The 24,879-nt window shown below is 70.3% G+C and carries 20 protein-coding genes; 6 read left to right on the top strand and 14 right to left on the bottom strand.

Features of this window, described 5'->3' with window-relative positions:
- Positions 1 to 43 precede the first annotated feature (43 nt).
- Positions 44 to 1,339 (top strand): phenylacetate--CoA ligase PaaK, encoded by a 1,296-nt coding sequence (gene paaK, locus ACIBJB_RS43580; protein ID WP_398939715.1) that lies wholly within the window; start codon positions 44 to 46, stop codon positions 1,337 to 1,339.
- Between the two features lie 22 nt (positions 1,340 to 1,361).
- On the opposite strand, the gene ACIBJB_RS43575 is transcribed toward paaK, so the two are convergent.
- Positions 1,362 to 2,858, bottom strand: a complete 1,497-nt coding sequence (locus tag ACIBJB_RS43575; RefSeq protein WP_398939714.1) for an acyl-CoA synthetase — start codon at positions 2,856 to 2,858, stop codon at positions 1,362 to 1,364.
- Between the two features lie 63 nt (positions 2,859 to 2,921).
- Between ACIBJB_RS43575 and ACIBJB_RS43570 the strand changes: the two genes are divergently transcribed.
- Complete coding sequence (locus tag ACIBJB_RS43570; protein WP_398939713.1) at positions 2,922 to 3,101, top strand: hypothetical protein; 180 nt, start codon at positions 2,922 to 2,924, stop codon at positions 3,099 to 3,101.
- A gap of 413 nt (positions 3,102 to 3,514) precedes the next feature.
- On the opposite strand, the gene ACIBJB_RS43565 is transcribed toward ACIBJB_RS43570, so the two are convergent.
- Genes ACIBJB_RS43565 through ACIBJB_RS43540 form a run of 6 tightly spaced genes read right to left on the bottom strand, consistent with a single transcriptional unit; the run spans position 3,515 to position 13,231 of the window.
- The gene (locus ACIBJB_RS43565) at positions 3,515 to 6,991 is read right to left on the bottom strand and encodes a hypothetical protein (protein ID WP_398939712.1); all 3,477 of its coding nucleotides are present in this window, start codon (positions 6,989 to 6,991) and stop codon (positions 3,515 to 3,517) included.
- Positions 6,991 to 8,061 (bottom strand): hypothetical protein, encoded by a 1,071-nt coding sequence (locus ACIBJB_RS43560; RefSeq protein WP_398939711.1) that lies wholly within the window; start codon positions 8,059 to 8,061, stop codon positions 6,991 to 6,993. Before ACIBJB_RS43560 ends, ACIBJB_RS43565 begins: the two co-directional genes overlap by 1 nt.
- Complete coding sequence (locus ACIBJB_RS43555) at positions 8,058 to 9,080, bottom strand: hypothetical protein (protein WP_398939709.1); 1,023 nt, start codon at positions 9,078 to 9,080, stop codon at positions 8,058 to 8,060. Before ACIBJB_RS43555 ends, ACIBJB_RS43560 begins: the two co-directional genes overlap by 4 nt.
- Positions 9,077 to 10,705 carry a VWA domain-containing protein gene (locus ACIBJB_RS43550; RefSeq protein WP_398939708.1) on the bottom strand — a complete coding sequence of 543 codons (1,629 nt, stop codon included), beginning with the start codon at positions 10,703 to 10,705 and terminating at the stop codon, positions 9,077 to 9,079. Before ACIBJB_RS43550 ends, ACIBJB_RS43555 begins: the two co-directional genes overlap by 4 nt.
- Positions 10,702 to 12,216, bottom strand: coding sequence for a hypothetical protein (locus ACIBJB_RS43545; RefSeq protein ID WP_398939707.1), 1,515 nt, complete (start codon positions 12,214 to 12,216; stop codon positions 10,702 to 10,704). The genes ACIBJB_RS43550 and ACIBJB_RS43545 overlap by 4 nt, the downstream gene beginning before the upstream one ends.
- A gap of 4 nt (positions 12,217 to 12,220) precedes the next feature.
- Positions 12,221 to 13,231 carry a hypothetical protein gene (locus ACIBJB_RS43540; RefSeq protein ID WP_398939706.1) on the bottom strand — a complete coding sequence of 337 codons (1,011 nt, stop codon included), beginning with the start codon at positions 13,229 to 13,231 and terminating at the stop codon, positions 12,221 to 12,223.
- 149 nt (positions 13,232 to 13,380) lie between these two features.
- Between ACIBJB_RS43540 and ACIBJB_RS43535 the strand changes: the two genes are divergently transcribed.
- Positions 13,381 to 14,523, top strand: a complete 1,143-nt coding sequence (locus tag ACIBJB_RS43535; protein ID WP_398939705.1) for an FHA domain-containing protein — start codon at positions 13,381 to 13,383, stop codon at positions 14,521 to 14,523.
- A gap of 25 nt (positions 14,524 to 14,548) precedes the next feature.
- Here the strand turns inward: ACIBJB_RS43535 and ACIBJB_RS43530 are convergent, their stop codons facing one another.
- Positions 14,549 to 16,366 carry a P-loop ATPase, Sll1717 family gene (locus tag ACIBJB_RS43530; RefSeq protein ID WP_398939704.1) on the bottom strand — a complete coding sequence of 606 codons (1,818 nt, stop codon included), beginning with the start codon at positions 16,364 to 16,366 and terminating at the stop codon, positions 14,549 to 14,551.
- Between the two features lie 148 nt (positions 16,367 to 16,514).
- Positions 16,515 to 16,856, bottom strand: a complete 342-nt coding sequence (locus ACIBJB_RS43525; RefSeq protein WP_398939703.1) for a hypothetical protein — start codon at positions 16,854 to 16,856, stop codon at positions 16,515 to 16,517.
- Between the two features lie 157 nt (positions 16,857 to 17,013).
- On the opposite strand from ACIBJB_RS43525, the gene ACIBJB_RS43520 reads away from it, so the two are divergent.
- Entirely contained in the window at positions 17,014 to 17,184 is a 171-nt protein-coding gene (locus ACIBJB_RS43520) for a hypothetical protein (RefSeq protein ID WP_398939702.1), read from the top strand.
- 611 nt (positions 17,185 to 17,795) lie between these two features.
- Positions 17,796 to 18,224, top strand: coding sequence for a restriction endonuclease (locus ACIBJB_RS43515; RefSeq protein ID WP_398939701.1), 429 nt, complete (start codon positions 17,796 to 17,798; stop codon positions 18,222 to 18,224).
- Between the two features lie 120 nt (positions 18,225 to 18,344).
- Here ACIBJB_RS43515 and ACIBJB_RS43510 read toward each other — a convergent pair whose 3' ends face one another.
- The gene (locus ACIBJB_RS43510; protein WP_398939700.1) at positions 18,345 to 19,262 is read right to left on the bottom strand and encodes a DEAD/DEAH box helicase; all 918 of its coding nucleotides are present in this window, start codon (positions 19,260 to 19,262) and stop codon (positions 18,345 to 18,347) included.
- Here ACIBJB_RS43510 and ACIBJB_RS43505 point away from each other — a divergent pair.
- Positions 19,222 to 19,587: a hypothetical protein gene (locus ACIBJB_RS43505; RefSeq protein WP_398939767.1), complete on the top strand. Its 366-nt coding sequence runs from the start codon at positions 19,222 to 19,224 to the stop codon at positions 19,585 to 19,587. The genes ACIBJB_RS43510 and ACIBJB_RS43505 overlap by 41 nt on opposite strands.
- A 478-nt stretch (positions 19,588 to 20,065) precedes the next feature.
- Here ACIBJB_RS43505 and ACIBJB_RS43500 read toward each other — a convergent pair whose 3' ends face one another.
- Genes ACIBJB_RS43500 through ACIBJB_RS43485 form a run of 4 tightly spaced genes read right to left on the bottom strand, consistent with a single transcriptional unit; the run spans position 20,066 to position 24,860 of the window.
- On the bottom strand, positions 20,066 to 21,100 hold the full coding sequence (locus tag ACIBJB_RS43500) for a polyprenyl synthetase family protein (protein WP_398939699.1): 1,035 nt from the start codon (positions 21,098 to 21,100) through the stop codon (positions 20,066 to 20,068).
- Complete coding sequence (locus ACIBJB_RS43495; protein WP_398939698.1) at positions 21,097 to 22,119, bottom strand: terpene cyclase; 1,023 nt, start codon at positions 22,117 to 22,119, stop codon at positions 21,097 to 21,099. The genes ACIBJB_RS43500 and ACIBJB_RS43495 overlap by 4 nt, the downstream gene beginning before the upstream one ends.
- The gene (locus ACIBJB_RS43490; protein WP_398939697.1) at positions 22,097 to 23,509 is read right to left on the bottom strand and encodes a cytochrome P450; all 1,413 of its coding nucleotides are present in this window, start codon (positions 23,507 to 23,509) and stop codon (positions 22,097 to 22,099) included. Before ACIBJB_RS43490 ends, ACIBJB_RS43495 begins: the two co-directional genes overlap by 23 nt.
- Positions 23,510 to 23,531: 22 nt before the next feature.
- Positions 23,532 to 24,860: a cytochrome P450 gene (locus ACIBJB_RS43485; protein WP_398939696.1), complete on the bottom strand. Its 1,329-nt coding sequence runs from the start codon at positions 24,858 to 24,860 to the stop codon at positions 23,532 to 23,534.
- Positions 24,861 to 24,879: the final 19 nt, after the last annotated feature.

Here is a 24,879-nt window from a genome sequence, read left to right as displayed (position 1 = left end):
ATGGGTCGCCCGTGATGACGCGGTGGGCGAAAGGGACGTTCCGATGGCTGATGCGGCGGAGCTGCTGGACTCGGGGGAACGACTGGATGCCGGGGCGCTGCGGGCGGTGCAGCTGGAGCGCATGCGGGCGTCTCTGCGGCACGCGTACGAGCATGTGCCGTTCTACCGGGAGTCCTTCGACAAGGCGGGTGTCCGGCCGGACGACTGCCGCTCCCTGAGCGACCTGGCCCGGTTCCCGTTCACCACGAAGGCGGACCTGCGCGAGAACTATCCGTACGGGATGTTCGCCGTGCCCCGGGACCATGTGCGGCGCATCCATGCCTCCAGCGGTACCACCGGGCGCCCCACAGTGGTCGGCTACACCGACAACGATCTGGACCTGTGGGCCGACATGGTGGCGCGTTCCATCCGGGCGGCCGGCGGCAGACCCGGGGACGTGGTGCATGTGGCGTACGGCTATGGGCTCTTCACCGGTGGACTCGGCGCCCACTATGGCGCCGAACGGCTCGGCTGTACGGTCGTCCCCGCGTCCGGTGGCATGAGGGCACGCCAGGTGCAGCTCATCCAGGACCTGGAACCCGGCATCATCATGGTGACCCCGTCGTACATGCTCACGCTGCTCGACGAGTTCGAGCGGCAGGGCGTCGATCCGCGCGGCACGTCCCTGCGTGTGGGCGTCTTCGGTGCCGAGCCGTGGACCGAGGAGATGCGCCGGGAGATCGAGGAGCGGTTCGCGATCGACGCCGTGGACATATACGGGCTGTCGGAGGTGATCGGCCCGGGCGTGGCGCAGGAGTGCGTGGAGACCAAGGACGGGCTCCATGTGTGGGAGGACCACTTCTTCCCCGAGATCGTCGACCCGATCACCGGCGAGGTGCTGCCGGACGGCGAGCGGGGTGAGCTGGTGTTCACCTCGCTCACCAAGGAGGCGATGCCCGTCATCCGCTACCGGACCCGGGATCTGACCCGGCTGCTGCCGGGCACGGCCCGGGTGTTCCGGCGGATGGAGAAGGTCACCGGCCGCAGCGACGACATGGTGATTCTGCGCGGGGTGAACCTCTTCCCCACGCAGATCGAGGAGATCGTCCTGCGCACCCCGGGCGTGGCACCCCACTTCCAGCTCCGCCTCACCCGCGAGGGCCGCCTGGACGCCCTCACCGTGCGCGCGGAGGCGCGGCCGGGCGCCACACCCGAGACCCGGGACGCGGCCGCACGGACCATCGCGACGGCCATCAAGGACGGCATCGGGGTGTCGGTCGCCGTCGAGATCGTCGAACCGGAGTCCCTGGAGCGGTCCGTCGGGAAGATCCGCCGGATCGTCGACCTGCGTCCCCGCTAGTCCTTCACGTCCTTCACGCCCTTCACGACGAGAACCGGTCCCGCAGCTCCCGCTTGAGGATCTTCCCGCTGGCGTTCCGTGGCAGCTCGTCCACGAACACCACCCGCTTGGGTGCCTTGAAGTGGGCGAGCTGCTCCCGGGCGTGGTCGAGGAGTTCGGCCTCGGTGACCTCGCCGCGCGGGACGACGACCGCCGTGACGGCCTCGATCCACCGCTCGTCGGGCAGACCGATCACGGCGACCTCGGCCACGGCGTCGTGCGTGTACAGCGCGTCCTCGACCTGGCGTGAGGCGACCAGGACGCCGCCGGAGTTGATGACGTCCTTCACCCGGTCGACGATCGTGAAGTAGCCGTGCGCGTCCCGCACCGCGAGGTCCCCGGAGTGGAACCAGCCGTCCCGGAAGGCCGCCTCGGTCTCCTCGGGCTTGTCCCAGTAGCCCTCGCACAACTGCGGTGACCTGTAGACGATCTCGCCGGGCGTACCGTCCGGCACGTCCTTGCCGTTCTCGTCCACGATCCGGGCGTCGACGAACAGGACGGTACGGCCGCAGGAGTCCATCCGCCCCTTGTGCTCGTCGGGCGCGAGGACGGTCGCGAGGGGGCCGATCTCGCTCTGGCCGAAACAGTTGTAGAAGGCCAGCTTCGGCAGCCGCTCGCGGAGTCGTTCCAGGACGGGCACCGGCATGATGGAGGCGCCGTAGTACGCCTTGCGCAGCCCGCTGAGATCGCGCGTGGCGAAGTCGGGGCGGTTGGCCAGTCCGATCCACACCGTGGGCGGCGCGAACAGGCTGTCCGCGCGGCCCTGCTCGATCAGGTCGAAGAGGCGGTCGCCGTCGGGCCCGTCGAGGATGATGTTCGTCGCGCCGACCGCGAGGTAGGGCAGCAGGAAGACGTGCATCTGGGCCGAGTGGTAGAGCGGCAACGAGTGCACGGGCCGGTCACCCGCACTGAGATCGCAGGCGGTGATCGCGCTCAGGTACTCGTGGACCAGGGCGCGGTGGGTCATCATCGCGCCCTTGGGCAGGGCCGTCGTCCCCGAGGTGTACAGCAGCTGGACCAGGTCCTCGCTGCGCGGTTCGGGGCCGTCGTACGGCGACGCCGTGGCCAGTCGGGCCAGCAGCGAGTCGTCGGCGTCCCGCAGGGGCACCGTGCGCACACCGTCGGGGAGTCGCCCCGCGAGGTCGGGATCGGCGAGGACGAGCGTGCTGCCCGACTGGCCGACGATGTACGCGAGGTCGTCACCGGTGAGGTTCTGGTTGACCGGAACATGGACCAGTCCCGCGCGGGCGCAGGCGAGGAACCCGATCAGATACGCGTCCGAGTTGTGGCCGTAGGCACCGACCCGGTCACCGCGGTCCAGGCCCTGGTCGAGGAGAACGCGCGCCGCTCGTGAGACGGCGTCGTCGAGTTCCTCGTACGTCCATGCGCGCTCGCCGTACTCCACCGCGACGCGCGCCGGGGTGCGCCGGGCGCTGCGCCGCAGCACTCCGTCAACCGTACTGCCGTGTCCAGGCGTCATACGGGACAACCTACCGGTTGGTACGCTCAACCGCTCCTTCCCTCAATGACGTTGGGAGGCACGATGCGCACCCGTCTCAGACGCTCCGTGGTCGCGGCCGTGGCCCTGTTCGCCGCCGTCGGCACGCTGCCGGCCGCAGCCGCGCAGGACCAGCAGAAACAGGAACATCCGTCCCACGGCGGGCTGTCCGCCACCATCCGCTACACCGAGTACGGCATCCCGCACATCCTCGCGAAGAACTAAGCGGACCTCGGTTTCGGCACCGGGTGGGCGCAGGCCACCGACCAGGTGTGCACGCTCCCCGACGGGTTCGTGACCGTGCGCGCAGCACTTCCCGTGGCAGGCCGTGGAGGAGCGACGCCAAAAACGCCCGGTCGCTCGCGTGGAACCGGACCTGCTGCCCGTTCAGCTGCCGTTCCAGAACGCCGATCCGGTGGCGCAGAGCGAGGATCTCGACATCTTTTTTTCCGGTCGCTCATCGGCAGCAGTCGCAGCATCGCGAGCGCGTTCGTCACACCCAGGTACGCCAGTCTCAGCAGCACGACCGATCATCACCGCGCCAACCGGCGCCGCGCGATACCGGCGACTCGATCGGCCTCGGCCAACACCCGAACCCCATCCCACCTGCGTGGACGAGGCATCCGGCAAAGGCAACGTCATCGGGCGGGCGCCCTGCTCCACAGTCTGAGCAGGACCCGCTCCGGCTGCTCGCCGCCAGCCAGCATGCGGGCCGTGCGCGCCCAGGTTTCCGGTGGCAGGCCGTAGCCGGTGACCAGGCCGTAGAGGGTGGGTCCGGGGCCGGGCAGCATCAGCAGCTCGCCCAGTAGTCGGGCCTCGGCCGGCGCCGCCTCGGTGGCGAGGACCAGGTCCAGCGCGTCGGAACCGAACCGCTCGACCAGTGCGAGCCCGTCCTCCCCCGCCGCCAGCAGCCACGGGGTGAGCACTCCGGCGCGGGCCCCGTGTTTCACGCGCTGCTCCACCAGCAGCCGCAGTACGCGCGGTCCGGAACCGCCGGCGAGCAGGGGCAGCCAGCGTGGGCCCCAGACCGACACCGCCTCGGCGCTGCCGGGCAGGCGCTGCTCGACGACGGCCGCGGTGACCGCGACCCGCGGGCCGAACCGGGCACCGACCTGCAGCACGGACTCCAGGGAGCGGGCCGCCAGCTCGCTGGTGAGCGGGGCCAGTTCGGCGAGCATGCGGCGCTGTTCGGGGCTGAGGTGGTGCCGCTCGGCGAACTGCTGCGCCACCACGCCCAGTCCGTCGCGCAGCAGGGTGCGCAGCGTCTGTGCGGGGTCGGCGGCGGACAGGATCAGCGGCAGTTCGCGGCGCGCGCGGGGATCCAGGGTGGCCTCGCGCTCGGCGGCACAGAGCCGCAGCAGGGCGGTGCGCTGTTCCGGGCTGCTCAGGGTGGCCAGCAGGGGCAGCAGGACCGGGTCGGCGGCCAGTGCGTCGGCCGTCTCCGGAACCGCTCCCTGGCCCATGACGGCGGCGGCGACCCGCTGCTCCAGCCGGGGCCCGTGCACGGCCCACGTACGGATCTTGCCGGGGCGGGAGATGACGTTGCCGAGGACCCAGTCCAGTTCCTCACCGCGCCCCAGCTGCCAGCGCGACCAGGCGACCGCGGCCGCCGTGTCCAGCGGCTCGGTCTGCTCGGCGCGTTCGAAACCGCGTTCCTGGAAGGCGGTGAGGACCTCGTCCGCCGTACGGCCGATCCCGTCGGCGTACCCCTTGATCCGGTTCATGGACGGCTGGTCCAGCCCGAGTTCCAGGGCGTGCCGCAAGCCTTCGGTGCCGTATTCCGCGAGGGCCGCCCGGGTGTCGGGGAAGCTCGCGACGATCTCGGCGATGTCCAGGGCGCCCTGTTCGGCCAGCCAGCGGGCGGCGAGGGCTGGGTGGGCACAGACGACCGGCCAGTCGGCGGGAGCCGTGCCGAGCAGGGCGCGCACCGTGTCGTGCCCGGAGACGTCCGCGTCGGCTGCGATCTGCGACAGCACGCGGGCGTCCACCGCCCCGGTGACGTCCTGCTCCACGACCTGAACCCAGCCGAGACCGAGCACGCCCAAGTGCTGTGGCTGGCGAAGCCCTTCGAGCAGTCGCCGCCACATCTGCGGGGTGTACCGGACCAGGAGGTCCAGGTCGTCGCCCTGGAGGTGGGGCCTCAGCAGGTCGAGGAGTTTCGGGTCCTCCAGACGGCCGGCGAGGAACTGAAGGCTCGGGGCCGGGATCTGGGAGAGCAGCGAGACCAGAGTGTCGTCCATCTGGGTGACAGCGGCCGCCAACCGCTCCGGCTCCACCTCGGGTACGGCCGTGCACAGCCGCCCGTACAAGCCGACGCGGCGGATGCCGGGGCGCTGCCGCAGCGCGTCGTCCATCGGCAGCGCGTCAGGACCGACCGGTCGGCGGGCGTCGAAGACATCGGCGAGCCGGCCCGCCACGGGCAGCAGACGGCGCGTGGCCTCCCCGTACAGGTCCTCCTCGGCGGGACCGAGCAGCGCCGACATCAGGCAGTCCCGGAAACCGGACCGGGGCACGCCCGACAGGGCCGTCACCAGTCGGCGCATTCCGGCGTCGTCGAGCTGGCGGTTGCGTTTGCGCAGGCCGGGCGCGTTCTGCCGGGCCCGGACCGCCACCAGCAGCTCGGTGTTGGTGCCGAAGCAGTCGGCCATCCGGTCCAGCAGCATGCCGCGGTCACGCGGGCGCATGCGGTCGGCGCCGCCGAGTTTGAGGGTCCAGCCCGCGGCGAAGGTGCGCCGGCGGATCGCCTGGCCGGTGCTCCGCCGGCGTGCGGCCGGAACATTCGGGTCCTGGAGGAGTTCCTCCGCGTACTGCTCCAGGGCCGGGTCCGTGAGGTACGGCAGCTGGTCGGCGCGCATGCCGGCGATCTTCGACGCGGTCAGCGAGAGGTCCTCGGGGTCGACCTGCTCGACGCTCTGGGCGCTCTCCCGCTGGACGCGGCGCAGGTCGGCGGCGCCGATCCGGCCGGCGATCACCACGCGGGCGTGCGACGCGGCCGACGCGACCAGGCAGACCCGGTTCATCAGCTCGTCCGGCCGCACCAGCACCCAGCCCGCGCCGGACAGCAGCGTCGCGACGCGTGTGTTGAGCCGTAGGTTGTCGAAGGCGGCCAGGGCGATCACCTTCGGGCCGTGGTCGTGCAGCAGGGCCAGACGCAGCGCCTCGGGGTTGATCTCCCGGCGGGAGCCGCCGCTGTACTGCGCCACGTCGTGGTAGACGAGCACGGCCCGCGCCTCGCTGATGTCGGCTTCGGCGTGGGCCTGTTCCTCCTCGCGGGCCTCCCGGGCGAGGGTGTCGGCGAGCCGGCCGGGCCGCAGCGCCGGGACGCGGCGGAAGCCGGCCGCCCGCAGATAGGCGCCGAGGTCGGCCGGGCCGTCCACCGAACCCCAGGCGCCGGGCGGCAGTCCGCAGACCATCCAGCCCGCGAGCCGCGTCAGCGCGCGGACCTGGACCTCCCGCCACCGGGCGAACGTCTCCTTCCCGGTGCCCGCGGTCGGCAGGTCGCTGCCGAGCAACAGCGCGGTCGGCAGGGACATCCCCTGGGCGCCGGGCATCCGGCCTTCCGAGGGGATGTATCCGTGCCGGCCGATGCCCGCCATCATCATCGAGCCGGAGTTCACCACGAGATGGTCGGGCGACAGCTCGATCGGGACGAACCCGGCCCGCGCCATGTCGTCCAGGGCGCGCCCGAGCGGAACCAGGGTCCGCAGCGCCCCGGCCGGTGTCCAGCGGTGCCCGGCGGTCAGCATGGCGTCGAGGTCGTCGCGTTCGCGCAGGGCGCGCAGCGGCACGGAGGAGGCGCCGGGGGCCCAGGCCGTGATCAGCGCGGGGGGCAGACCGGGGTGGTCGACCAGGTCGAGGAGGGCGGGTGTGACGGGGTTGCCGGCGGCGAGCAGCGCGGCCGCCTGACCGCGTTGCCTGCGGTTGGGGAAGACGCGCAGGGCGCCGTAGACGTCCTCATCCTCGTCCTTGACCATGCGAGTGGCCCGGATCTCGGCGGCGACCGCCGAGCGCAGGTGTCCGGGGCGCAGCTGCACCGTGTGCGGCTCCCAGAAGCGACCGGAACGGCCGGGGATACGGGTGAGGAGCCTGCCCTGCGTGGCGTTGGCGGTGGTCATCAGGACCGGCCTCCCAGCGTGCGGAGCGCGGACTGCAGGACGGTGGCGCTGCGCGCGCGGGCGAGGTCGATACGGACCCGGTCGACGGTGGCCAGCCGGAACTTGCGCGCCGACAGACAGGTGGCGAGGGCGTTGGTGAGCACCGGTCCGTAGCCGAGGGAGGTGAGGTATTTCCGGCCGGGGGCGCTCGCGTCGCGGTCCTCCGCGTACAGCTGGCGGTACTGCTGCGCATCGAGCCGTTTCAGCGCGGCCGCGTGCGCGAGGGTGGCGCCGAGCATGTAGATGTCGAACCGCACGTGTGCCTCGCCCAGCTCGCCGGCCTCGTCGGATCCTTCCTGGCCGGGAGGCGCGTACGCCTGGGTGGTGGTGGAGATGTGGTCGCCGACCTGTACGGCGGCGTCGTAGTCGATCAGCACATAGCGGGCCGGCGGGCCGAGGACGAGGATGTTCTCCGGCTTGATGTCGGCATGGATCCAGCCCTTGGACGAGGTCCTGTCGCTGTGCCGTTCGCGGTGCAGGGCGGCGAGGGTGTTGCACAACTGCTCAGCCAGATCCAGGAGTTCGTCCTCGGTGAACCGGCGTTTCTCCTCGGCCCTGACCTCGATGTCCTTTTGCAGGTTGCGCGAGGCGCCGCCCCGCTGGCCGATGAACTGCTGCACCAGGAAGCTCTCGGGCGGGACCGGATCCGGATGCCGGCCGGCGGCCGTCAGGGACGGGGAGGGCTGTGACTCCACGCTGATGACGACCGGGCACTGCTGGGTGAGCTGGGTGGCCTGACGGACGGCCTTCAGCCCCTGCCGGCGTTGGGCCTGCTGGACGGACAGGGCGTTCTGGACCAGGCGGGGGTCGTCCAGGGCCGTCTCCGACCACCACATGCCCTTGATCACGACCTCGCCGCCGGACCAGCGGTCCTTGGCGAGCACGATGTATCCCTGCCCCGCCATGGCGAGCAGGTCACGCGTGACGAACCTGCCGTCCGCCCCGAAGTCGGCGGGGATCCAGGCCCTGCGCGGCGAGCCGTGCTCGTCGCCGGTTTCGGCCTGGATCCAGCCCGGTGTGAACCCGCTCACTGATCCCCCCCGAAACCGATGCGCAGCCGGACCGTGCCCGGCCCGAGGTGCACTTCGTCGCCGTCCTCCAAGGCGTACGGCAGTGCGGTGGCGAGCCGGCCGGACTGGGGCCGACCCGCGAAGTCCAGCTCCGGGTTGAGGAAGGAGGCGTTCTGGTCCTGTTCCGGGACGTGCTCGACCAGCGGCTTCCCGTCGTCGTCCAGAAAGATCCGCACATGGGTGCGGGATATCTCGTCGGCCTGGTCCCGGCCGAGACCCTCGGTGACGTCGGTGACGCCGGGGCGGCTGCGCGTGGCCCGGCCCAGGGTCAGGCCGTCGGACGGCACGGTGATCGTGCGCCGGACCGAGTAGCTGTGCTGGACCGTCACCTGGACGGGCCCGCCGTCGAGGTCGTCGAGCAGGGGCGGTTCGGCGATGATCTCGACCGCCTCGTAGCCGCAGGAGAGGCAGTACCAGCGGGTGCCGTCCTTGTTGACCTGCCGGGGCAGCAGCACCTCGCCGCCGCGCAGACAGCCGCCCGGCCCGGAGGAGCAGCGAAACCGCTCCTCGGCGTCCTGGCGCAGCAGGCCCGCCTTGGTCAGCTTCTTCTGCCGGTCGCGCTCTATCTCCTCGTCGCTGGCCACGCCGAGCTGGCGGGGGCTGAACATGATCTGCCCGCGCATCCTGCGCACGCTCCACACGCGCGACCCGTTGCCCTGGAGCCAGGCGTACTCGCGGCGCGCGTAGCGGAAGTTGTCGCTGGAGACGATGGCGGCGTCGAACTGGTCGGCCAGCGCGAGGATCCGGTCGTCGGCGTCGCCCTGGTGGACCTCCAGCCAGTGTTCGTGTTCGGCCAGTTCGACGAGGTGCTGGTCGTCGAGGACGGGCCGGACGCTGGCGTCGAGGACGGCCACGGCAGTGGTACCGGGGTTGTGGCGCATCCAGGCCTCCCGTACGTCGACGACCCGCGAGAACGGCCAGGGCCTTTTTCTGGTCGCGGCGACGTTGGAGGCGTCGATGATCACGCCGGGAGCGCTCATGCCGAACCCTGCCCGGGCGCCGGGGGCCGGGTGGGCGCGTCCGCGCCGTCGCCGTACGAACCGCCGGAGGCCTCGCCGTGCGAGTCTCCGCCGTACGGATCGCCGTACGGGTCACCTCCGGACCTGCCACCGTGGGCGCCGTCACGGTAGGCGCCGTCGCGGTACGAAGCGCCGCCGTAGGAACTCCCGGCGTACGGGCTGCCGGCTGCCGCGCCCCCGTACGCACCCGCGTCGTCGTCATCGTCATCGTCCAGGCTGCGTCGCCGGCGGCGGGCCCGGATCTCGTCCGGCATCTCCACCGGGATGTCCTGGAACCAGTCCCGCTTGTTCCTGGTGGAGCTGCGGCTGGATGTCGCACGCGACTCGTTGAGCACGTCCTTCGTCTGCAGACCCTCCCGCAGACCGCCGCTCGCCTGCTGGTAGGCGGCCGCGAGATCGGGGGCCTGGATGCGGCGGGCACGTTCCACGCCCTCTTCGAAGATCCGCTGCCGCTCACCGTCCGAGCCGGCCGCGGCAGCACGGTCGTTGATCTCCCGGTCCAGATCGGCGGCCGCGACGGCGCGCGCGTACTCAGGCCGGATGTTCGGCGCCAACGGGTTGTTCACCGTCCGCAGTTCGAACCTCCCCGGGGTCAACTCCCTCGCCTCGGACCCCGATCCGACCCGCCCGGTCGCCTTGAGCACGGGGACCGATCCCGCGCTGACCCGCCCGGGCGCCCGGAGTTTCAGCGCGTAGAGCGGCTGGCCGTCGTATCCCTCGGCGATGGCACCCAGGGTGAGGTGGACCTCGCTGGGGCGCCGTCCGCCACCGTCGGCCAGGACGCCGTCGAGCCGGCGGCGGGTCGGATCGATCTGGTAGACGCCCAGCACCTGGAAGTACGGGTTGATCTCCAGCGACAGTTCGCCGCTGCCCACCACCACGTCTCTGCCGTGCGCCGCGAGGCGCGCCGCGATCTGTTTCATCTCGTCGGCGGCATTGGTCCGCGAGGCAACGTGATCGGCCCTCCCCGTCGTCGTGAGCCCCGCCAGGAGTTCGTAGTCGGCGCCCGCGCCGATTCCGATGACGTCGGTGTGCAGTTCCCGGTCGGCGGCATCCCGGGCGATCGCGGCCAGTCGCCCCGGATCGGTCTCGCCGAAGTTGGGCAGCCCGTCGCTGAGCAGCACGACCCGGCGGGAGCCCGCCCGATGCTGTTCCAGTCGTTCGTACGCGCTGTGGAGGGCGCCGTCGATGTTGGTCCAGCCGCGCTCGTTCTCGGGGTTGCCGTCCCAGCTGCCCTTGCGCAGCAGCTCCCCCGCGGTGCCGGAGAAGCGGAGTCCGGAGTTCTGCGCGAAGGTGATCACGTCGACACGGGCGCCGTGCGGCAGCGCGGTCGCCAGTTCGCGGACGCCGGAATGCGCCACGTCCTTGCGGCTGAGGTCGTCCGGGTCGCTCTCGTCGGCGAACTCCTCGGACTTGGAGTCGGCCCTGATCGCCATCGACCAGCTGTCGTCCACGGCGAGGACGTAGGCGACGCCGTCGCTGACCCGCGAGGTGCGGCGCAGCACGGGCGGCGCTATCGACACCACGAACTCCTCGCCGATGTGTGCCTCGTGGCGGTCGGCCGCGATCTTGATGTCCTCGGTCATACGTGTTTCGCCTCTCCGATCGCACACACCAGTGCCGTGGCGTTGTCCCAGCCGCCCAGAGCCTCCGCCCGCTGGACGAGAGCGGCGGCGAGCGCGGGGGCGGGCGGGCGCCCCGACGCGTCGAGTTGCGTGGCCAGTTCGGCGAGCACCGCTCCGAACCAGCGCTCCCGTTCCGATTCCGTGGCCCCGTCCGAGGCGAGCAGGAGGAGGTCGCCCGGGGCCAGCTCGACGATGCTGTGGGCCCATCGGCCCAGGCCACCGCCCCCGCCGAGAAAGTTGACCAGCGAGGACTCCTCGCCCTCGGCGTCCGGGCTGCCCCGCAGCAGCTCGGCGTAGCCGGTGTGGGCCGGAGTCAGTTTCCAGGCGGCGTACGGTAGTTCGCGGCCCCGGGCCGGTCCGTGCGGCTCGTCGCGCGGCGGGGTGCGCAGCGGTCGTACGAGCCAGGCCTCCGAGTCGCCGACGGACACCACCGACGCCGTACCGTCCGGGCGTACGGTCGCCAGGACGGCCGTGGCGCTGCCTTCGGTGGCGCGGCCGACGGCCGCGTCGAGTTCGGCGACCAGCTCCCGCGGCGACAGGTCCTCCTCCCTCGCCCAGCGGCGCGTGGCCTGCTCCAGCGCGGCCCGGGAGGCCCTGGCGCCGGAGCCGTCGCCGTCTCCCGTCACGCCGTCGAAGACGGCACAGCGCACGGTGCCGGACGGGCCGCGCACGGCGCCGGCCGCGTCCTCGTTGTCGGTGGCCGGGTCGCCCTTGGCCTTGCGGGAGCCCACCGCGCTCTCCTGGTAGCAGGTGGCCGAGACGCGGCCCGCCGCACGGCGTCCGAGGGCCTCGTGCAGCGGCGCCATGCCGACGGCCAGCCCCTGGCGCAGGTCGTGGCCGAGCAGTCGGCGGCAGACTGCGTCCAGGCCGGGCGGGAAAGTGCCAGCGAACACGTCGAGCAGGTTCAGGGCGTCCCGCAGGTCGAGGCAGGGCCGGTCGGCGACCGCGTCCACCAGCGCCTGCACGAGGGCGCGCCGGTCCCGCGGCTGCGGTGCTCCGTCGCGCCGGTCCCGCAGCTCGATGCCGCCGTCCAGGTCGTAGCGCGGCAACGCGGCCACTTGCCAGCCCTCGTACATGTCGTGCCGTACGGACTCGGTGACCAGGCAGCCGGGTCCGACCCGGGCCAGGGCGGCGTCCACCGTCGGCCACAGCGAGGGCAGTTCGTCGAGAAGGTCGGCACGGTCGAGGCTGTCGTGCTCGACGATGCCGTCCCGCAGGGTCGGCGCCAGTTCCTGGTTCCAGCGCACGGCGATCTCAGGGACGGCGACGGCCGTGAACTCGAGTGCGTCCTCGTCCGTGTCGGCTTCCTGGGCCGGTTCCGGCGGCAGGGGCGTCTCCACGGTGTCCTCGGGGTCAGAGGTGGTTGAGGTGCTTGAGGTGGTCGAGGTGGTCGAGGTGTCGGAGGTGCTTGAGGCCTCCGAGGTCTCGGAGGTGTCCTCGTCGGCCGGGGTTCCGCTCAGCGGTGACTCCATCGCGTCACGCCCCCTTGAGTACGAAGGTCAGGACGACCGCCAGCACGGCGAGTACGCCGACCAGCACGAGGTGCTGTACGCCCGCGCGTTTCGCCCGGTTCAGCTCGCGAGTGAGGCGGGTTTGCTCGGCCTCCGCCTGCCGGGCCCGGAGCTGCCATTGCTGCTGGGCCTGGGTGAACTGGTCACGGGCCGCGGCGATCTGCGCCTGGGCGGCGGACACGTGCTGGGCGGCCTCCTGCTGGGTGCGCCGCACCTCGCTTTGCGCCTGCTCCTCGCGCATCCGGGCATGCCGTTCGGCGAGCTCGGTCCGTTCCGCCAACTCCCGTTTCGCCAAGTTGAGTTGCGCCTCAGCCCGATGAGCCGCGGCGGCCGCCTCCGCGCGCACCCGCTCGCGTTCCTCCGCCACCGCCCGGCTCAGCACGGCCTCCAGGTCGGGCCCCTGACCGACCGGGAAGGGTGCCGCCCGGCGGGGCTCGGTCGCGGACGACGGCTCGAGGTCGGAGTAGAGCTCGGCGACGGACGTGGCGGCACCGACGGGCGGTTCGCCCAGCGACAGCGGTACCGGGCGCACGGTGAGACTGCCGGGGTCGACCACTGTGACCGGGCGCCACCCACTGAAGCCGTCGGGCTCGCCGTCGTAGACGGCGGTGACGGGACAGCCCGAGCCGAGGACCGCGACAGGGCCGTCGACGTGGGCCCACAGGGTCTCGCCGACGGTCAACAGGGACGCGACGACCTCCGGCGAGGGCGTCGGTACACCCGTCGGAGGGGAGGGTGGCGATGGTGCGCTCGCGGCGGAGGGGTCGTCGAAGCCCCAGCCGGGATCCGCGTCCACGGCCGCCGAGGGCGACCGGCCGGTCCCGGGTCGGGACTGGGGTTCGGGTTCCGGTTCGTAGAATCCCCACTCGTGGTCCGCGGCCGACGGAGACGACGGGGGCGGAGCCGACGGCGGACCGCCTCCCGACGACGGCGACTCGTCCACGAACGAACCCCACTCGGACACAAGCGCCCCCACGGTTCAAGTCCAGCTCGCCCACACCGGCCCACCCGTTTCTCCAACGGGTGTCCACGCGCTACGCGTATCGCCAATAATGGCCCGTCGTAAGGTAATTAACATCACATCAGCCCGCCGCGTGGGCAGTTTCGGGGAAACGGGGCAAACCTGTGGAGAAGCACCTGACGGCGGACTTCGAGGAGGCATGCTTCCTCGTCGACCTGTCACCCGTCGTCCGCCGGAGGGACATCGGAGAACCCGGTCTGCGCTCGCTGCGCCGGCTGACCCTGGTCGTCGACGCCGCCGCGGAGCTGGCCCGCGACCCGGACGTCAAGCTGTTCCTGGTGGCCGACCGCAGTCTGCGCGCGGGCGGCCGCGACGAGTTCAACGATCCGGCGGACGTGCGCATACTGCGGGACTGGGTGCGACGGGGCCTCGTCGAAGAGCTGGAGGACGCCGACGGGCGCGTCCTGGAACTGTGCGAGATGACCGGCATCCCCGTCATCACCTACGACTACTACCGGGACGCCCGCGTGGAGTTCCCCTTCCTCCAGGGCAACACCGACGACTTCCTGCAGCCGGTCCCCGGACCCGACGGCACGGTCCGACTCAGGCCCCTGGACATGGGCGTGGCGAGCGACGCGCAGATCTCCCGCAAGTCCGAGGAGACGGTCCTGAAGAAGCAGGGCCTGCTCGGGCCGCGGCGCGCCCCCCGCTCCGAGGTGGTCCGCCGCAACTGGCGCTGCCCGGACCGCCGATGCACGCTCTACGACACCCGCAAGGGATCGTCCGTCATGCTGCCCCGCATGCGCGGCGGCGTGCCGACCTGCGACCTGCACAGCCTCGCACTGGTCGACGACGGGCCCCGCACCGCCACGGCGCAGGTGAAGCTGATGCTCGACGGCGCCTGCTTGGCCCGCTTCACGCTGGAGGACGGCTCGACCGTACGGATCGGCCGCCGCCCGGGACCCGACGGCATCGCCCTGCACGGCCTGGTGCCCGACGAGCGCGCCGCCGGCATCAGCCGGGCACACGTGGAACTCCAGGTCACGGGAGGTGTCGTACACGTCGAGGACCTGAGTAGTTACGGCACCCGCTGGCGGCCGACCGCCGGAAAGGCGGGCACCGGGCAGTGGCAGGACATCGGCAAGGATGCCCGGCGGGAGTTCCGCGGCGGCGACGAACTGGAACTGACCGAGGGGGTCGTGCTGGCCCGCAGCGGACGCCGCTTCCCCACGGAGCTGGCACAGGACTGGCAGCGGCGCACCCCGCCACCGGAGGAGGCTTCGGGAGCGGTGACGCGGATGTATTGAGGTGGCGTGGTCAGCCCCCGAGTCGTCAGCCCCCCGAGCTCGATCCCTGGCCGCTGCCCACCGCACCGCCGGACGTGCGGAGCAGGGCCCTCGCCTCGTCCTGCAGACGCCGGGTCACGGGGTGGCCGACGAGTCCCGTCCGAGCCAGCTCGTCGGCGAGGACCTCGAACCGCCCGGCGACGACGGCGAATTGAGCCGAGGTGGGATGACGGCCCCGCGTTCTGCGCCGAAGGGCCTCCGTCTCGATGGACAGGATCTGGTTCAGTGTCTCCGTGTGCGCCGGCATCGGGAGGGGAGACCGATCCAGCAGCCGCCGCAGACGTTCGCAGGCCTCGTCCACGTCTCCCCTCAGCCGGACGCCCCCTGCCGGGGCGCCCCGCCCGGGCCCCAGGCTGTTGAGAGCGGGCCGAAAACACGGATGCACATGGAACTCGTCCTCCCCGGGGCCGGGCGGCGCGTGGATCCCGCCGGTATAGACGACGTCGTCGCCTCGCCACACGCCGAGGAAGCCCGCCCCGTACAGCACGTCGATCACTCCTTGCGGGGTCAGGCTGTCCGTGTAGGCGGGAAACTCCTCGTGCAGCGCCTCCCTGCGCGCCTCGAACCGGGTCTCGACCAGCTCCCGGGTGACGGCGTACCCGCTGTTGGCGAACAGCGGGAACAGCGACCGCAGGAAGGGATGGTTGACGAGGTACTCCTTGGCGAGATCCTGCAGCTTCCAGCGGGAGAAGCGCTCGGTCGCCGCGAGGACGTCCTCCTCCGTGATGGCGAGCCCGCCCCGCTCGTCGGCCACGCTCCGGCAGGCGTTGAGGAACTGGATCGCGTCCCTCGGGCGCGGCAGGGCGCGTGCGAAGAGGTACTCGGCGGTCGGCTCGCCCCGGACGCTCGGCGGGAAGAGCTGCTCCCACAGCTGGGCGACTGTGAGTTCGGCGCCGAGTGAGGCGCGGGCCCTGGCCAACGCGATGTCCTTGAGTCCGTCGTGGGTCCAGGTGATGCGGATCTCGTCGCTGTGGAACTTGTCTCCGTCGCTGAAGTCGAGGGTGTCGTAGATGTCGGCGCGGATGAACAGGGCCGTCCGTACGGCCCGGCCGTAGCGGCCCGTCACATGCTTGGCGGCGAGCAGGAGGCCGGTGACCAGGGCGTGGCTGTCGGCGTCGACCGTCCACACCTGTTCGAGCTGGTCGACGAGGAATAGCAGCGGGGGGTGCACTGCCGCGCAGCCGAGAGCGGTGAAAGCGGCGGCCACCCCGTCCTCCAGCACCTCCAACTGGCGGCTGGCCCGTGCCCCTTCGGAGGCACCGTTCACCCCAAGGGCGGCCTCGACGCCGAACGCCTTCAGGGAGAGATTGGCCGACTGGAGCCCACTCGCGCCGCGCCGTAGCCGGTCGTAGAGGCGTGCGTCGTCCGACTCACCGTTCGTGCGCAAGAAGACGCGCAGGGCGCGGACCGCCGGTGGCGGGCGACGGCCGTGGGCGGCGCGAGCGTGCAGGGTCAGATGGCGGGCCGCGTGGACGGCGAGGACGTACCGCCAGATCAGTGACTTGGCGGTGTCGGCGGTGACCCCCTGGAGTTCGAAGCGCCGGATCTCGTCTCCGGCGGTGTCGTCGGGGGTGATCAGCACACACGCACCCGGGTGGCCGTCCGGAGCGGCCAGTCGTCGGCAGATGGCACTCTTGCCGGCGCCCTTGCGGCCGATGATCAGGGACTTCCGCCCTGAGAGGACCTCCCGGTAGGCATAGTTGGGCCGGAAGACGGCGCCGTTCAGCAGCCCGTCCACCAGATCGTTCTCGGCGTCGTCCCGCCCGAAGAACAATTGCCCGACCACACCGACGCCCTCGCCCACGGTCCCCCCCCTGCCGCTCCCCCACCTGCCGTCCTCGCCCAGGGTAGGGGTGCGGACGGAGGCGGGAGGGCGGGTTGGACGAGACGAGGGTCGGTCGCGGACGGGCCGCTCCGGAGGCGTCGCACGGCCAGTGGCTGGAGGCGCTGCCCTACTTGGCCGCCAGCAGCGCCGAAAGGTCCTGGCTACTCGGGGCAGTCCTGTCCTCCAGATCTTTCGCGGCCTGCTGAGCGGCCGTCAGCAGGCGCAGCCCCTGTTCCAACTGGCGTGTGCGCATGGCAGGTTCGCGCAGGTAGCGCTCAGCGACCTGCTTGACCAGATCCGGGGACGGGAGCCGGCTGCCGTCACGGAACCCGCTCCACGAGGACTTGCCGTAGGGGAAGTCCTCCTCCAGGGACCGCACCGTCACGTTGGTGGTGATCCTGCGTAACCAGCGGGCGAACTCGTTGGCCTCTTCCGTCCGGCCATTTAACGCCCCTAGCGGCCGCCCCATCCACTCCCCCGTCTCAGGCTTGTCCAGGAACAACCCCAGGGTTGTCCCCGATATACAAGTGTTCACCTGCGGCAATCATGTTCGATTCGAGGGAACAACGCCATCATGGATGACCGTGGGTCTCCAGCAAAGCACCCGTCCCCCTGGAGAGCCCGGCATGTCACAGCCCAACTCTCCGCAGCCGCACCGCCGTTCATGGCCCTACGTGACCGCCGCCGTGATCACCCTCACCATCCAGCAGGGCTGGAGCGCCGAGCAGGTCATCACCCTCACCACCTGCCTCCTTGTCCTGATAGCGCTGATCAGCTCGACCGGCCACGGTGACTGACGCAAGGCTGAGCAAGCGGCCTTCCCCTGCGACCACCGCACCTGTCGGCAGTGACGCCCTCTCGGTCCCGCTGTGAGCTGGTGCCGTTGGGACGAACGCCGGCAGCGACTGCCGCCAACGTCGCCGTCGATGCCCCCCGTGCGCCTGCACGGGGGGCGCATCCTGGGCGGCCAGAGCCCGCCCTCCCGCAGAACGAGCCGCCAACGAACTGCCGAGTGAGCCCGGACTGCCTGCCCAATACAACGCGGAATTCCGCCGTGGCCGAGTCGTGCTCTTCTCAACTTGTCCTGGGCTGTCCAGACTTCACGACAGGGACGGTTGAGGGGGAGGCGGGGTTAGTTGCTAGGCGTCAACAGGGCTCGACTACACGTCGCTGGCGAACGTCAGCAGTGAAGCCGGTTGCGCTCGGTGGTGGCGGACCGGTGATCGCGTCAGCGGTCTTCGGGACAGCCGTGTGGCCCTATGCCACGGCACTCGCGGTCCTGGGCGGTGTGGGGTTCGTGGGCTGGTGGTTGGGGCGTACGGACAGGAGGCTGCGAGCCGGGGACGGTCGGTGGCGCCACGAAGACGCGGTGCATGTCCGACGTAGGACCTTGGCAAAGCTGGATGCCATGAGCGGGACCGAGTCCGAGGAGTTGGTCGCCACGCTGTGCCGGCGGGACGGGTGCACCGCAGTACGCCGAGTCGGTGGTTCACACGACAACGGTGCCGACGTCGTGGGGCGTCTGCCGGATAGCCGCACGATGGTGGTCCAGCGCAAGCGGTACGCGCCCACCAGCACCATCGCCAGTCGTGAGCTGCGTGACCTGCTAGGCGCCAAGGTGCACTTCCAGGCCGATGTGGCCGTGTTCGTGACGACCACCAGGTTCAGCGGGCCGTCGGAGAAGTTCGCGGTGGAGCATGGCATTCTCGCCGTGCACCGCGATCACCTTGGTCTGTGGAACAACGGCACGTCCCTGCTGTCGCTGGGCAGTGTGAACGGTCGCGGCCAGGGGGACGCACGTCACCGGGCACGCTGGAAGCAGGCTTACGGGAGGTAACCCGTACTGCAGGAGCGCCTCTGGGTCAGCCGGTGCTGGTGTCGTAGAGCCTCCATGCCGGGTAGCGCAGGGCCTGGCCGCCTTGTTCACCGCTGTCCAGGAGTTCACGGCGGCGCAGCATCAGGCGCAGGTGGCGTGCTTCGTCAGCGCCGTCGTCCGGGCCGGAATCGAGCAGGACCGCGTGTGGGCCGGCAGCCCGGGGGGCCGCACGAGTACATCGACCGGGTGCCCGTTGATGCTTTCGCCGAGTGCCACTGTCGTTCCGGGTTGTGCTGACATGGCCTGGTAGAGGCGCCGGACCAGGTCGCCTGCTTCGCGGTCGTCGCCGCGGGGGCCGCTTGTGGTGGCAGCGTTCAGGAGCTCGGCGGCGACACCGCCCCGCTCGCGCCACAGGTTCATGTCTCCGACCACGATGAGGTGGCTGCGGGCGCGTGTGATGGCGACGTTCCACAAGTTGAGCCGGCGGTGGACCCAGCCGATGGCGCCTGCGTGCATGCCCTCGCCTGCGACGAGGGAGAAGACCATGACGTCGCGTTCCCCTCCCTGGAAAGTGTGCACGGTGCCGACGCGCACGCGTTGCTGGTCGTATTGCCGAAGCTGGGCGCGGAGTTCGTCGGCTTGCGGCTTGAACGGCGTGACCACACCAATGGTGGCGTCCTCAGGAAGCTGTTCCAGCAGCGTGCGTACGAAGCTGTCCACCTGTCTGATCTCGTCGTAGTTCACCCAGGAGCTGCCGTACGGTGGCCGGGTAGCTCGCCCGGGAACGTGAGACCAGAAGATGGATCGCCTCGGCAAGGACGGCCGGCCTCGGGCGTCTGTGAGGACCGTGAGGCCCTGTTCGTAGAAGAGTTCGTTGGACACAGCGGCGATGTCCGGGTGGCAGCGGAAGTGCTCGTCGAGGAGAAGCGTGCCTCCGGCGGCCCGCTCGGCCGCGTGGAATGCGGAGTGGCGGCGGTAGGCGAGGCGGTGTTTCTCCAGCCGGGCGGAGCGCAGGCCGTTGTTGCGGTGGGCCCGGGCCGACCAGCCGCCCACTCCCATTGAGGCCGCCCGCGCCCTGACCTGGCGTGATGCCCAGCGTCCCGGTGACTGGACACCCGTGGAGCGGCACTTCCGCGAGGGGCACACCGAGACCTGGTGGGCGGCCGATGCCCGCCTGGGCGGCTACGGACCCGACTCTCCCTGCCGACTGGTCGTGGCCACCACCGACCCAGCCCGGCTGCCGGAGAAGGCCGCCTGGTACCTGGCCACCAACCTGCCCCACCCTGATGCACCCCACGCCGCCACCGGCCTGCACCCGCCGGCCGGCCTCGCCGAGATCGTGCGCCTCTACGGACTGCGGCCGTGGATCGAGCAGAGTTACTAGCAGATCAAGGACGAACTCGGCTGGGCCGACTTCCAAGTCCACTCCGACCGCGCCATCCGCCGCCATCAGACCCTGGTCAACTGCGCCTGGATGCCTCCGCGCCGGACCTCTGCCCCGACGAGGGGCCAGAGAGGGGGGCCGACCAGGCCCCACCAACACCAACAGCCCTGCTGGCCAAGGGCCTTACGAGCCATCCGTTTCTCCTTATGGGACGCGGCGATCTGCCAGTCTTCGATCAACACGTCTGCGTAGATCTCGTCGGTGGCCGTGATGACCAGGCCGCCAGTGATCAAGGTTCGCGTCATCCTGGGCATCTCCCTCGCGCTGGCACCCCGGGGCCCGGTCTCATCGACCGCTCCCTGCCCGGCGAGTGGTTCAGCTCGCATCCGGACCCGACGGGTCACCGGCCAGAAAATTCCAGGTCGCCTTCGCCGACGTGATTCTTTGCGCAGGAAGGTCAGTGGAACCGCTCGCTGCATCAGCGCTCGCGGTGGGTGGCCAAGTGGGCGATAGATTCCAGGATCCGCCGGCCTTCCGGCTCCGGTGCCAACGAAGTCAGTTGGCCGAGGGCGAGGATACGGTGCCGGGCGGCCTCCCGGCGGGTCAGCTCCCTTCCGCCCGCCTCGGCCATCAGCACGGTGGCCCGGTGTATCTCCGCCGGTGACAGCGGCGCTCCACCGCCGACCAGCTCCGCGAGTTCACGGCTCGCCGCGGTCCCGCTCATCAACGCTGCCACCACGGGAAACGACTGCTTCCGCCGCTGGAGGTCCCCACCCACGGGCTTCCCCGAGATATCGCTGTCCCCCCAGATGGCGAGCAGATCATCCGTCAGCTGAAATGCCTGCCCGACATGATGACCGAAGGCGCGCGCTCCCGCGACCTGGTCAGGTCGGGCGTCCACCGCCAGCGCTCCCATCGCGCACGCTCCGGCGAACAGAGACGCGGTTTTCCCGGCGGCCATGCGCAGCCAGTCCTCCGGTGCCACGTCGTCACGTGCCTCGGAGGCCAGGTCCGCTCCTTGCCCGGCCATGAGTCCCAGCAGCGTCTCGGACAGCTCCCGGACGGCGGCCATGCTCGAGGGCTGCTCCGCGATCAGCACGTTCAGCGCCGTGGCCAGCAGAGCATCGCCTGCGAGCACCGCCCGGGCATCACCGAAGAGTGCCCATGCGGTGGGGCGCCCTCTGCGCAGGCGGTCGTTGTCCATCAAGTCGTCGTGCAGCAGCGAGAAGTTGTGCACCAGTTCCACGCAGACGGCCGCGCGGATCGCCTCCTCGGTGCCGCCGCCGCAGGCCTGCGCGCTGGCGAGGGTCAGAGCACCGCGTACCCCCTTCCCCCAGTCGCCCGGTGCTGGATTGCCCGACGCATCTCGCCATCCGAAGTGGTACTGAGCCACCTTCCGCACGGGCTCGGGCAGCCCGCCGACGACGCGGCGCAGCTCCGGGCCGGTCACCTCGCGAGCCCTGCGCAGTAGCTCCCAGGCTTCCCGGGTGTCCGGACGAGTTGCCGATGTCATCGCTCGACCTCCACGAGGCGCGTTTCGAGATAATGCTCCGGTGCCGCCGCCCCGGTATCGCTCGGGGGCAGATAGCGTTTCGTCTGCCGGGACCAGTCGAGGTTTCCGCGCATCCAGGAGCGCATGCCCGCGAGGCACATCTTCAGCTCGGCAGCGAATTCTGGATATGTCGACAGTACACGCGCCTCCGCCTCGATAAACCGCTCCGTCTGCCGTTCTATCGCGCGGTGGACATGGTCGAGCGCGGAGCGCGGGTCGAGTCCTCGATGATGCTGCACAAGATATACGAGATTGTGCACCTCACCCAGCGAACGCTCCTTTTCCAGCGAGTACACGTCGTTCGTCCAGCACACGACATCGCAGGCAGCGTCGAGGGCAGCCGTAAACTCCGGACTGCGGTGCAGGTCGTCCCGTATCGATATGCCCTCGGCGATCTCGATGAGGTCCATGCAGGGATAGATGGCGCCGGTATGCCGACGATTGGCGATGTACGAATCCTCGGACGGTATCTCGGCCCGTTGCCGGTTTCCCGCTTCCCAGTCGGCCGCCGTGCTGAGGCACAGCTCAAGATGCCGGACGAAACGGCGACGCCACTCGGCAGTGGCTCGGACGGCCGTACGCCGCCAGAGGTCCGCGAGCGCGGAGACGGCGGTGGGAGCACGGACACCGAGGTCGACTTGGCCATCGGTGCTCTCCAGGACGGTACGCAGCTGCCCGATGACGGTCCGCAGGTGGTCGGGGTCGCGCCCGAACTCGCCGTCGTCTAGCTGGTCGTCAACCAGGAAAAGCCAGGCGAACCAGTCCGCCAGCAGGTCCAGTCTCGGAGCGGTGGCCGCCGGGTACACCACCGCCGCGAACCAGCCGAAGTCCGCCCGTTCAAAGCGCTGTCCGGCGGAAGCCCGGCGCACCAGGCCGGTTTGCCGCACCCAGTTCGTCATATGAGCTCGCGCGCCATCGACAAACGGGCTGATGCGGAAGGGGAACGGGCTGTCAATGTCAGTCTCGCTGTCCATAGCCATGTCTCATCCTTGTCGTCGGTGAACTCCGCTGCTCGAGACGCAGCCGTACTCCGCCCTTCGGGTGCAGCGTGATGAGCGCCTCGGGGTGAATCTCGGGCGCACCATCGGGCATGACCAGGCGATGTCCGCGCGCGATCGTGGCAAGTACCAGCATCAGTTCGGTCAGCGCGAAGTGCTTTCCGATGCAGATACGGTGTCCGGCGCCGAAGGGAAGGTATACGTGCTTCGGTCGCCTGGCCGTCTCTTCCGGCGTGAATCGCTCTGGCTTGAACTCCGCCGGTCGTTCCCAGAAATCAGGGTGTCGGTGCAGGAGATAGCTGTTGATGAGCACGTTGCTGCCGGCCGGGACACGATAGCCGTCGATCACGTCATCCGTCGTGGCCCGCCGCATGAACTGGTATGCCGGCGAATACAGCCGCAGGGCCTCCTCGACCACCATGCGCGTGTACGCGAGCTTGGGAAGGTCCCCGAACTCCGGGATGCGGCCGTCGAGTTCCCGGTCCACTTCCTCGTGCAGGCGCTTTTCCGCCTCCGGGTGGCGGGCCAGCAGATAGAACACCCACGACAGCGTGTTGGTAGTCGTTTCGTAGGCGCCGATGCAGATGTTGAGTACCTCGTGGTGCAGCTGCTCCAGGTCCATGCCGCCGCCGTCCTCCTCGTCCACGGAGTGGAGCAGGAGCGTGAGCAGATCGGCCTCTTCGCCCGGGGGGGCCGTGTCGGCCGCGAGCCTGCGCCTGATGAATCCGGAGACGAATGCGTCCATGTCGGCAATGGCACGGCGCAGCCGACGATGGCTCGGCGTGGGCACGCCGAGTGGCGGGAACGGGAAACGGAAGAAGGCGCCGAGAATGGCGTTGGCCGTGCCGAAGGCTCGCTCGAACGCCTGCGCCGCGTCGCTGACGTCGGCGCTGAACAGTGACCGGTTGACGATCCGCAGGGCGAGCTGACCAATCTCATCGGTGACATCCAGGGTGCCTCCGATACCGTAATCACGCTCCCAGCGGTTGAGAATGCGCGCGGTTTCATCGGTCATCCCCTGGACGAAGGCGCTGACGGCACGCGGTGTGAAGTGCGGTGCCATCATGCGGCGCTGGCGGCGCCAGTGGGAGGTGTCCGCGTTGGCGATCAGCCCGTTGCGCAGGACCGGGCGTACAACCTTGAAGAGAGAGGCGTTCTTGTCGTAGCGCTCTGCCTCGTCGACCAGGATGTGGCGAATGTAGTCCGGGTGGTTGACCAGCACCATGGGAATGCCGAGCGGGCGGAACCGGAAGATGTCTCCGTGCCGCTCCAGTCCGCGGGTGAGAAAGGCCAGCTGGTCGCGTTTGAAGGCCAGCGTCCCGCCGCTGCCGTCACCCGGCCGGATGGTCGGAAGTGTTCTCGGGGGAGCCATCGCATACGTCCTTCCGGGTCGCTCAACGGTGTCGCAGCCGCAGGTGAATGCCGTTCTTGGGATGGAGCGTGAGCAGCGGGTCGAACCCGGGTGATGGCAGGTTCTGAGGCTGTTCTACGTGGAACCGCTGCGCCAGCATGGCCGTGGTGACTTGCAGTTCCGCGAGTCCGAAGTGCTTCCCGATGCAGTGGCGCGGCCCCGAGGCGAAGGGCTGATATGCGTGCCGGGGCCGCTGGGCACTCGCCTGCGGCGAAAAGCGATCGGGGTCGAACCGGTCCGGATCCGGCCAGAATTCCGGGTGCCGGTGGAGGGTGAAGAAGTTGATGTAGACGTTGGCATGCTGACGGATGCGGTAGCCGCCGATCTGGTCACTCTGCGCGGCGCGGCGCATGGTCTGCCACGCCGGCGTGAACATCCGCAGGGTCTCGTCGACCACGCGGCGGGTGTACACCAGCCGGGACAGGTCCGCGAAGGTGGGCGGCCGCCCGCCCAGCACCTCGTCGACCTCGCTCTGCACCCTGCGCTGGACCTCCGGATGCTCGGCGAGCTGCTGGTAGATCCAGGCGATGGAGTTGCTGGAGGTTTCGAATCCTCCGACGATCATGGACATCACTTCGCTGGCGAGCTGCTCGGCGGTCAACCGGGCCCCCGTCTCCTCGTCCACGGCGTCGAGCATCAAGGTGAAGAGGTCGAGGCCATGCGCCGCGTCCGGCCTGCTGCTGGCGGCGATCACCTCGTGGATGAACGCGTCCATCTCCGCGATGCGGGCGCGCAGCCGGTTCCTGGAGGGGGTCCGCCAGGTCAGAGGCGGAAAGGGGAAGCGGAAGAACTTCCCCGCGATCTCGTTCACATCGAAAAAGGCCCGCTCGAAACGCCGTATCCCGTCGCCGGTACCGGCTCCGAAAAGCGAACTCAGCACGATCTTCAGGGCCAGCCCCGAACTCGCCGCGCTGACGTCAATTACCTCAGCGGGCGCCGCTCGGCCCCATCCGTCCAGCATGTCACCGGTCTTTTCGGTCATGACATCGACGAACCGCGCGATGCTCGGCCGATGGAAGGCCGGATTCAGCATTTTGCGGCGCCGCTGCCACTCCGCGCCGCCGATGCTGGTGACGATGCCGTCCCTGACGATCGCGCGCGCGGCCCGGTAGAGGAAGTTCTCCTTGTCATAGTTCTCATGGCGATTAACCAGTACGTCCTGGACGTAGTCGGGGTGATTCACCATCACGACCGGGAATCCGCCCATGCGCATCCGGAATATGTCTCCGTGCGCCGCGACCATTCCACGCAGGTATCCGACTTGATCCCGTCGCAGTGCGAGGATCCCCGCCGCGTTCTCGCGCAGTGCCACCCGCGGTATCGGTGACCCT

It is taken from the genome of Streptomyces sp. NPDC050759, assembly GCF_044456945.1.
In the GTDB taxonomy this organism is placed as follows: domain Bacteria; phylum Actinomycetota; class Actinomycetes; order Streptomycetales; family Streptomycetaceae; genus Streptomyces.
This window is presented reverse-complemented; position numbering and strand designations above follow the sequence as displayed.

Bases quoted from the DNA above. Each gene is read 5' to 3' on its own strand.
- paaK (WP_398939715.1), top strand. From the start codon at position 44: ATGGCTGATGCGGCGGAGCTGCTGGACTCGGGGGAACGACTGGATGCC.
- ACIBJB_RS43575 (WP_398939714.1), bottom strand. From the start codon at position 2,858: ATGACGCCTGGACACGGCAGTACGGTTGACGGAGTGCTGCGGCGCAGC.
- ACIBJB_RS43570 (WP_398939713.1), top strand. From the start codon at position 2,922: ATGCGCACCCGTCTCAGACGCTCCGTGGTCGCGGCCGTGGCCCTGTTC.
- ACIBJB_RS43565 (WP_398939712.1), bottom strand. From the start codon at position 6,991: ATGACCACCGCCAACGCCACGCAGGGCAGGCTCCTCACCCGTATCCCC.
- ACIBJB_RS43555 (WP_398939709.1), bottom strand. From the start codon at position 9,080: ATGAGCGCTCCCGGCGTGATCATCGACGCCTCCAACGTCGCCGCGACC.
- ACIBJB_RS43550 (WP_398939708.1), bottom strand. From the start codon at position 10,705: ATGACCGAGGACATCAAGATCGCGGCCGACCGCCACGAGGCACACATC.
- ACIBJB_RS43545 (WP_398939707.1), bottom strand. From the start codon at position 12,216: ATGGAGTCACCGCTGAGCGGAACCCCGGCCGACGAGGACACCTCCGAG.
- ACIBJB_RS43525 (WP_398939703.1), bottom strand. From the start codon at position 16,856: ATGGGGCGGCCGCTAGGGGCGTTAAATGGCCGGACGGAAGAGGCCAAC.
- ACIBJB_RS43520 (WP_398939702.1), top strand. From the start codon at position 17,014: ATGTCACAGCCCAACTCTCCGCAGCCGCACCGCCGTTCATGGCCCTAC.
- ACIBJB_RS43515 (WP_398939701.1), top strand. From the start codon at position 17,796: ATGAGCGGGACCGAGTCCGAGGAGTTGGTCGCCACGCTGTGCCGGCGG.
- ACIBJB_RS43510 (WP_398939700.1), bottom strand. From the start codon at position 19,262: ATGGGAGTGGGCGGCTGGTCGGCCCGGGCCCACCGCAACAACGGCCTG.
- ACIBJB_RS43500 (WP_398939699.1), bottom strand. From the start codon at position 21,100: ATGACATCGGCAACTCGTCCGGACACCCGGGAAGCCTGGGAGCTACTG.
- ACIBJB_RS43495 (WP_398939698.1), bottom strand. From the start codon at position 22,119: ATGGCTATGGACAGCGAGACTGACATTGACAGCCCGTTCCCCTTCCGC.
- ACIBJB_RS43490 (WP_398939697.1), bottom strand. From the start codon at position 23,509: ATGGCTCCCCCGAGAACACTTCCGACCATCCGGCCGGGTGACGGCAGC.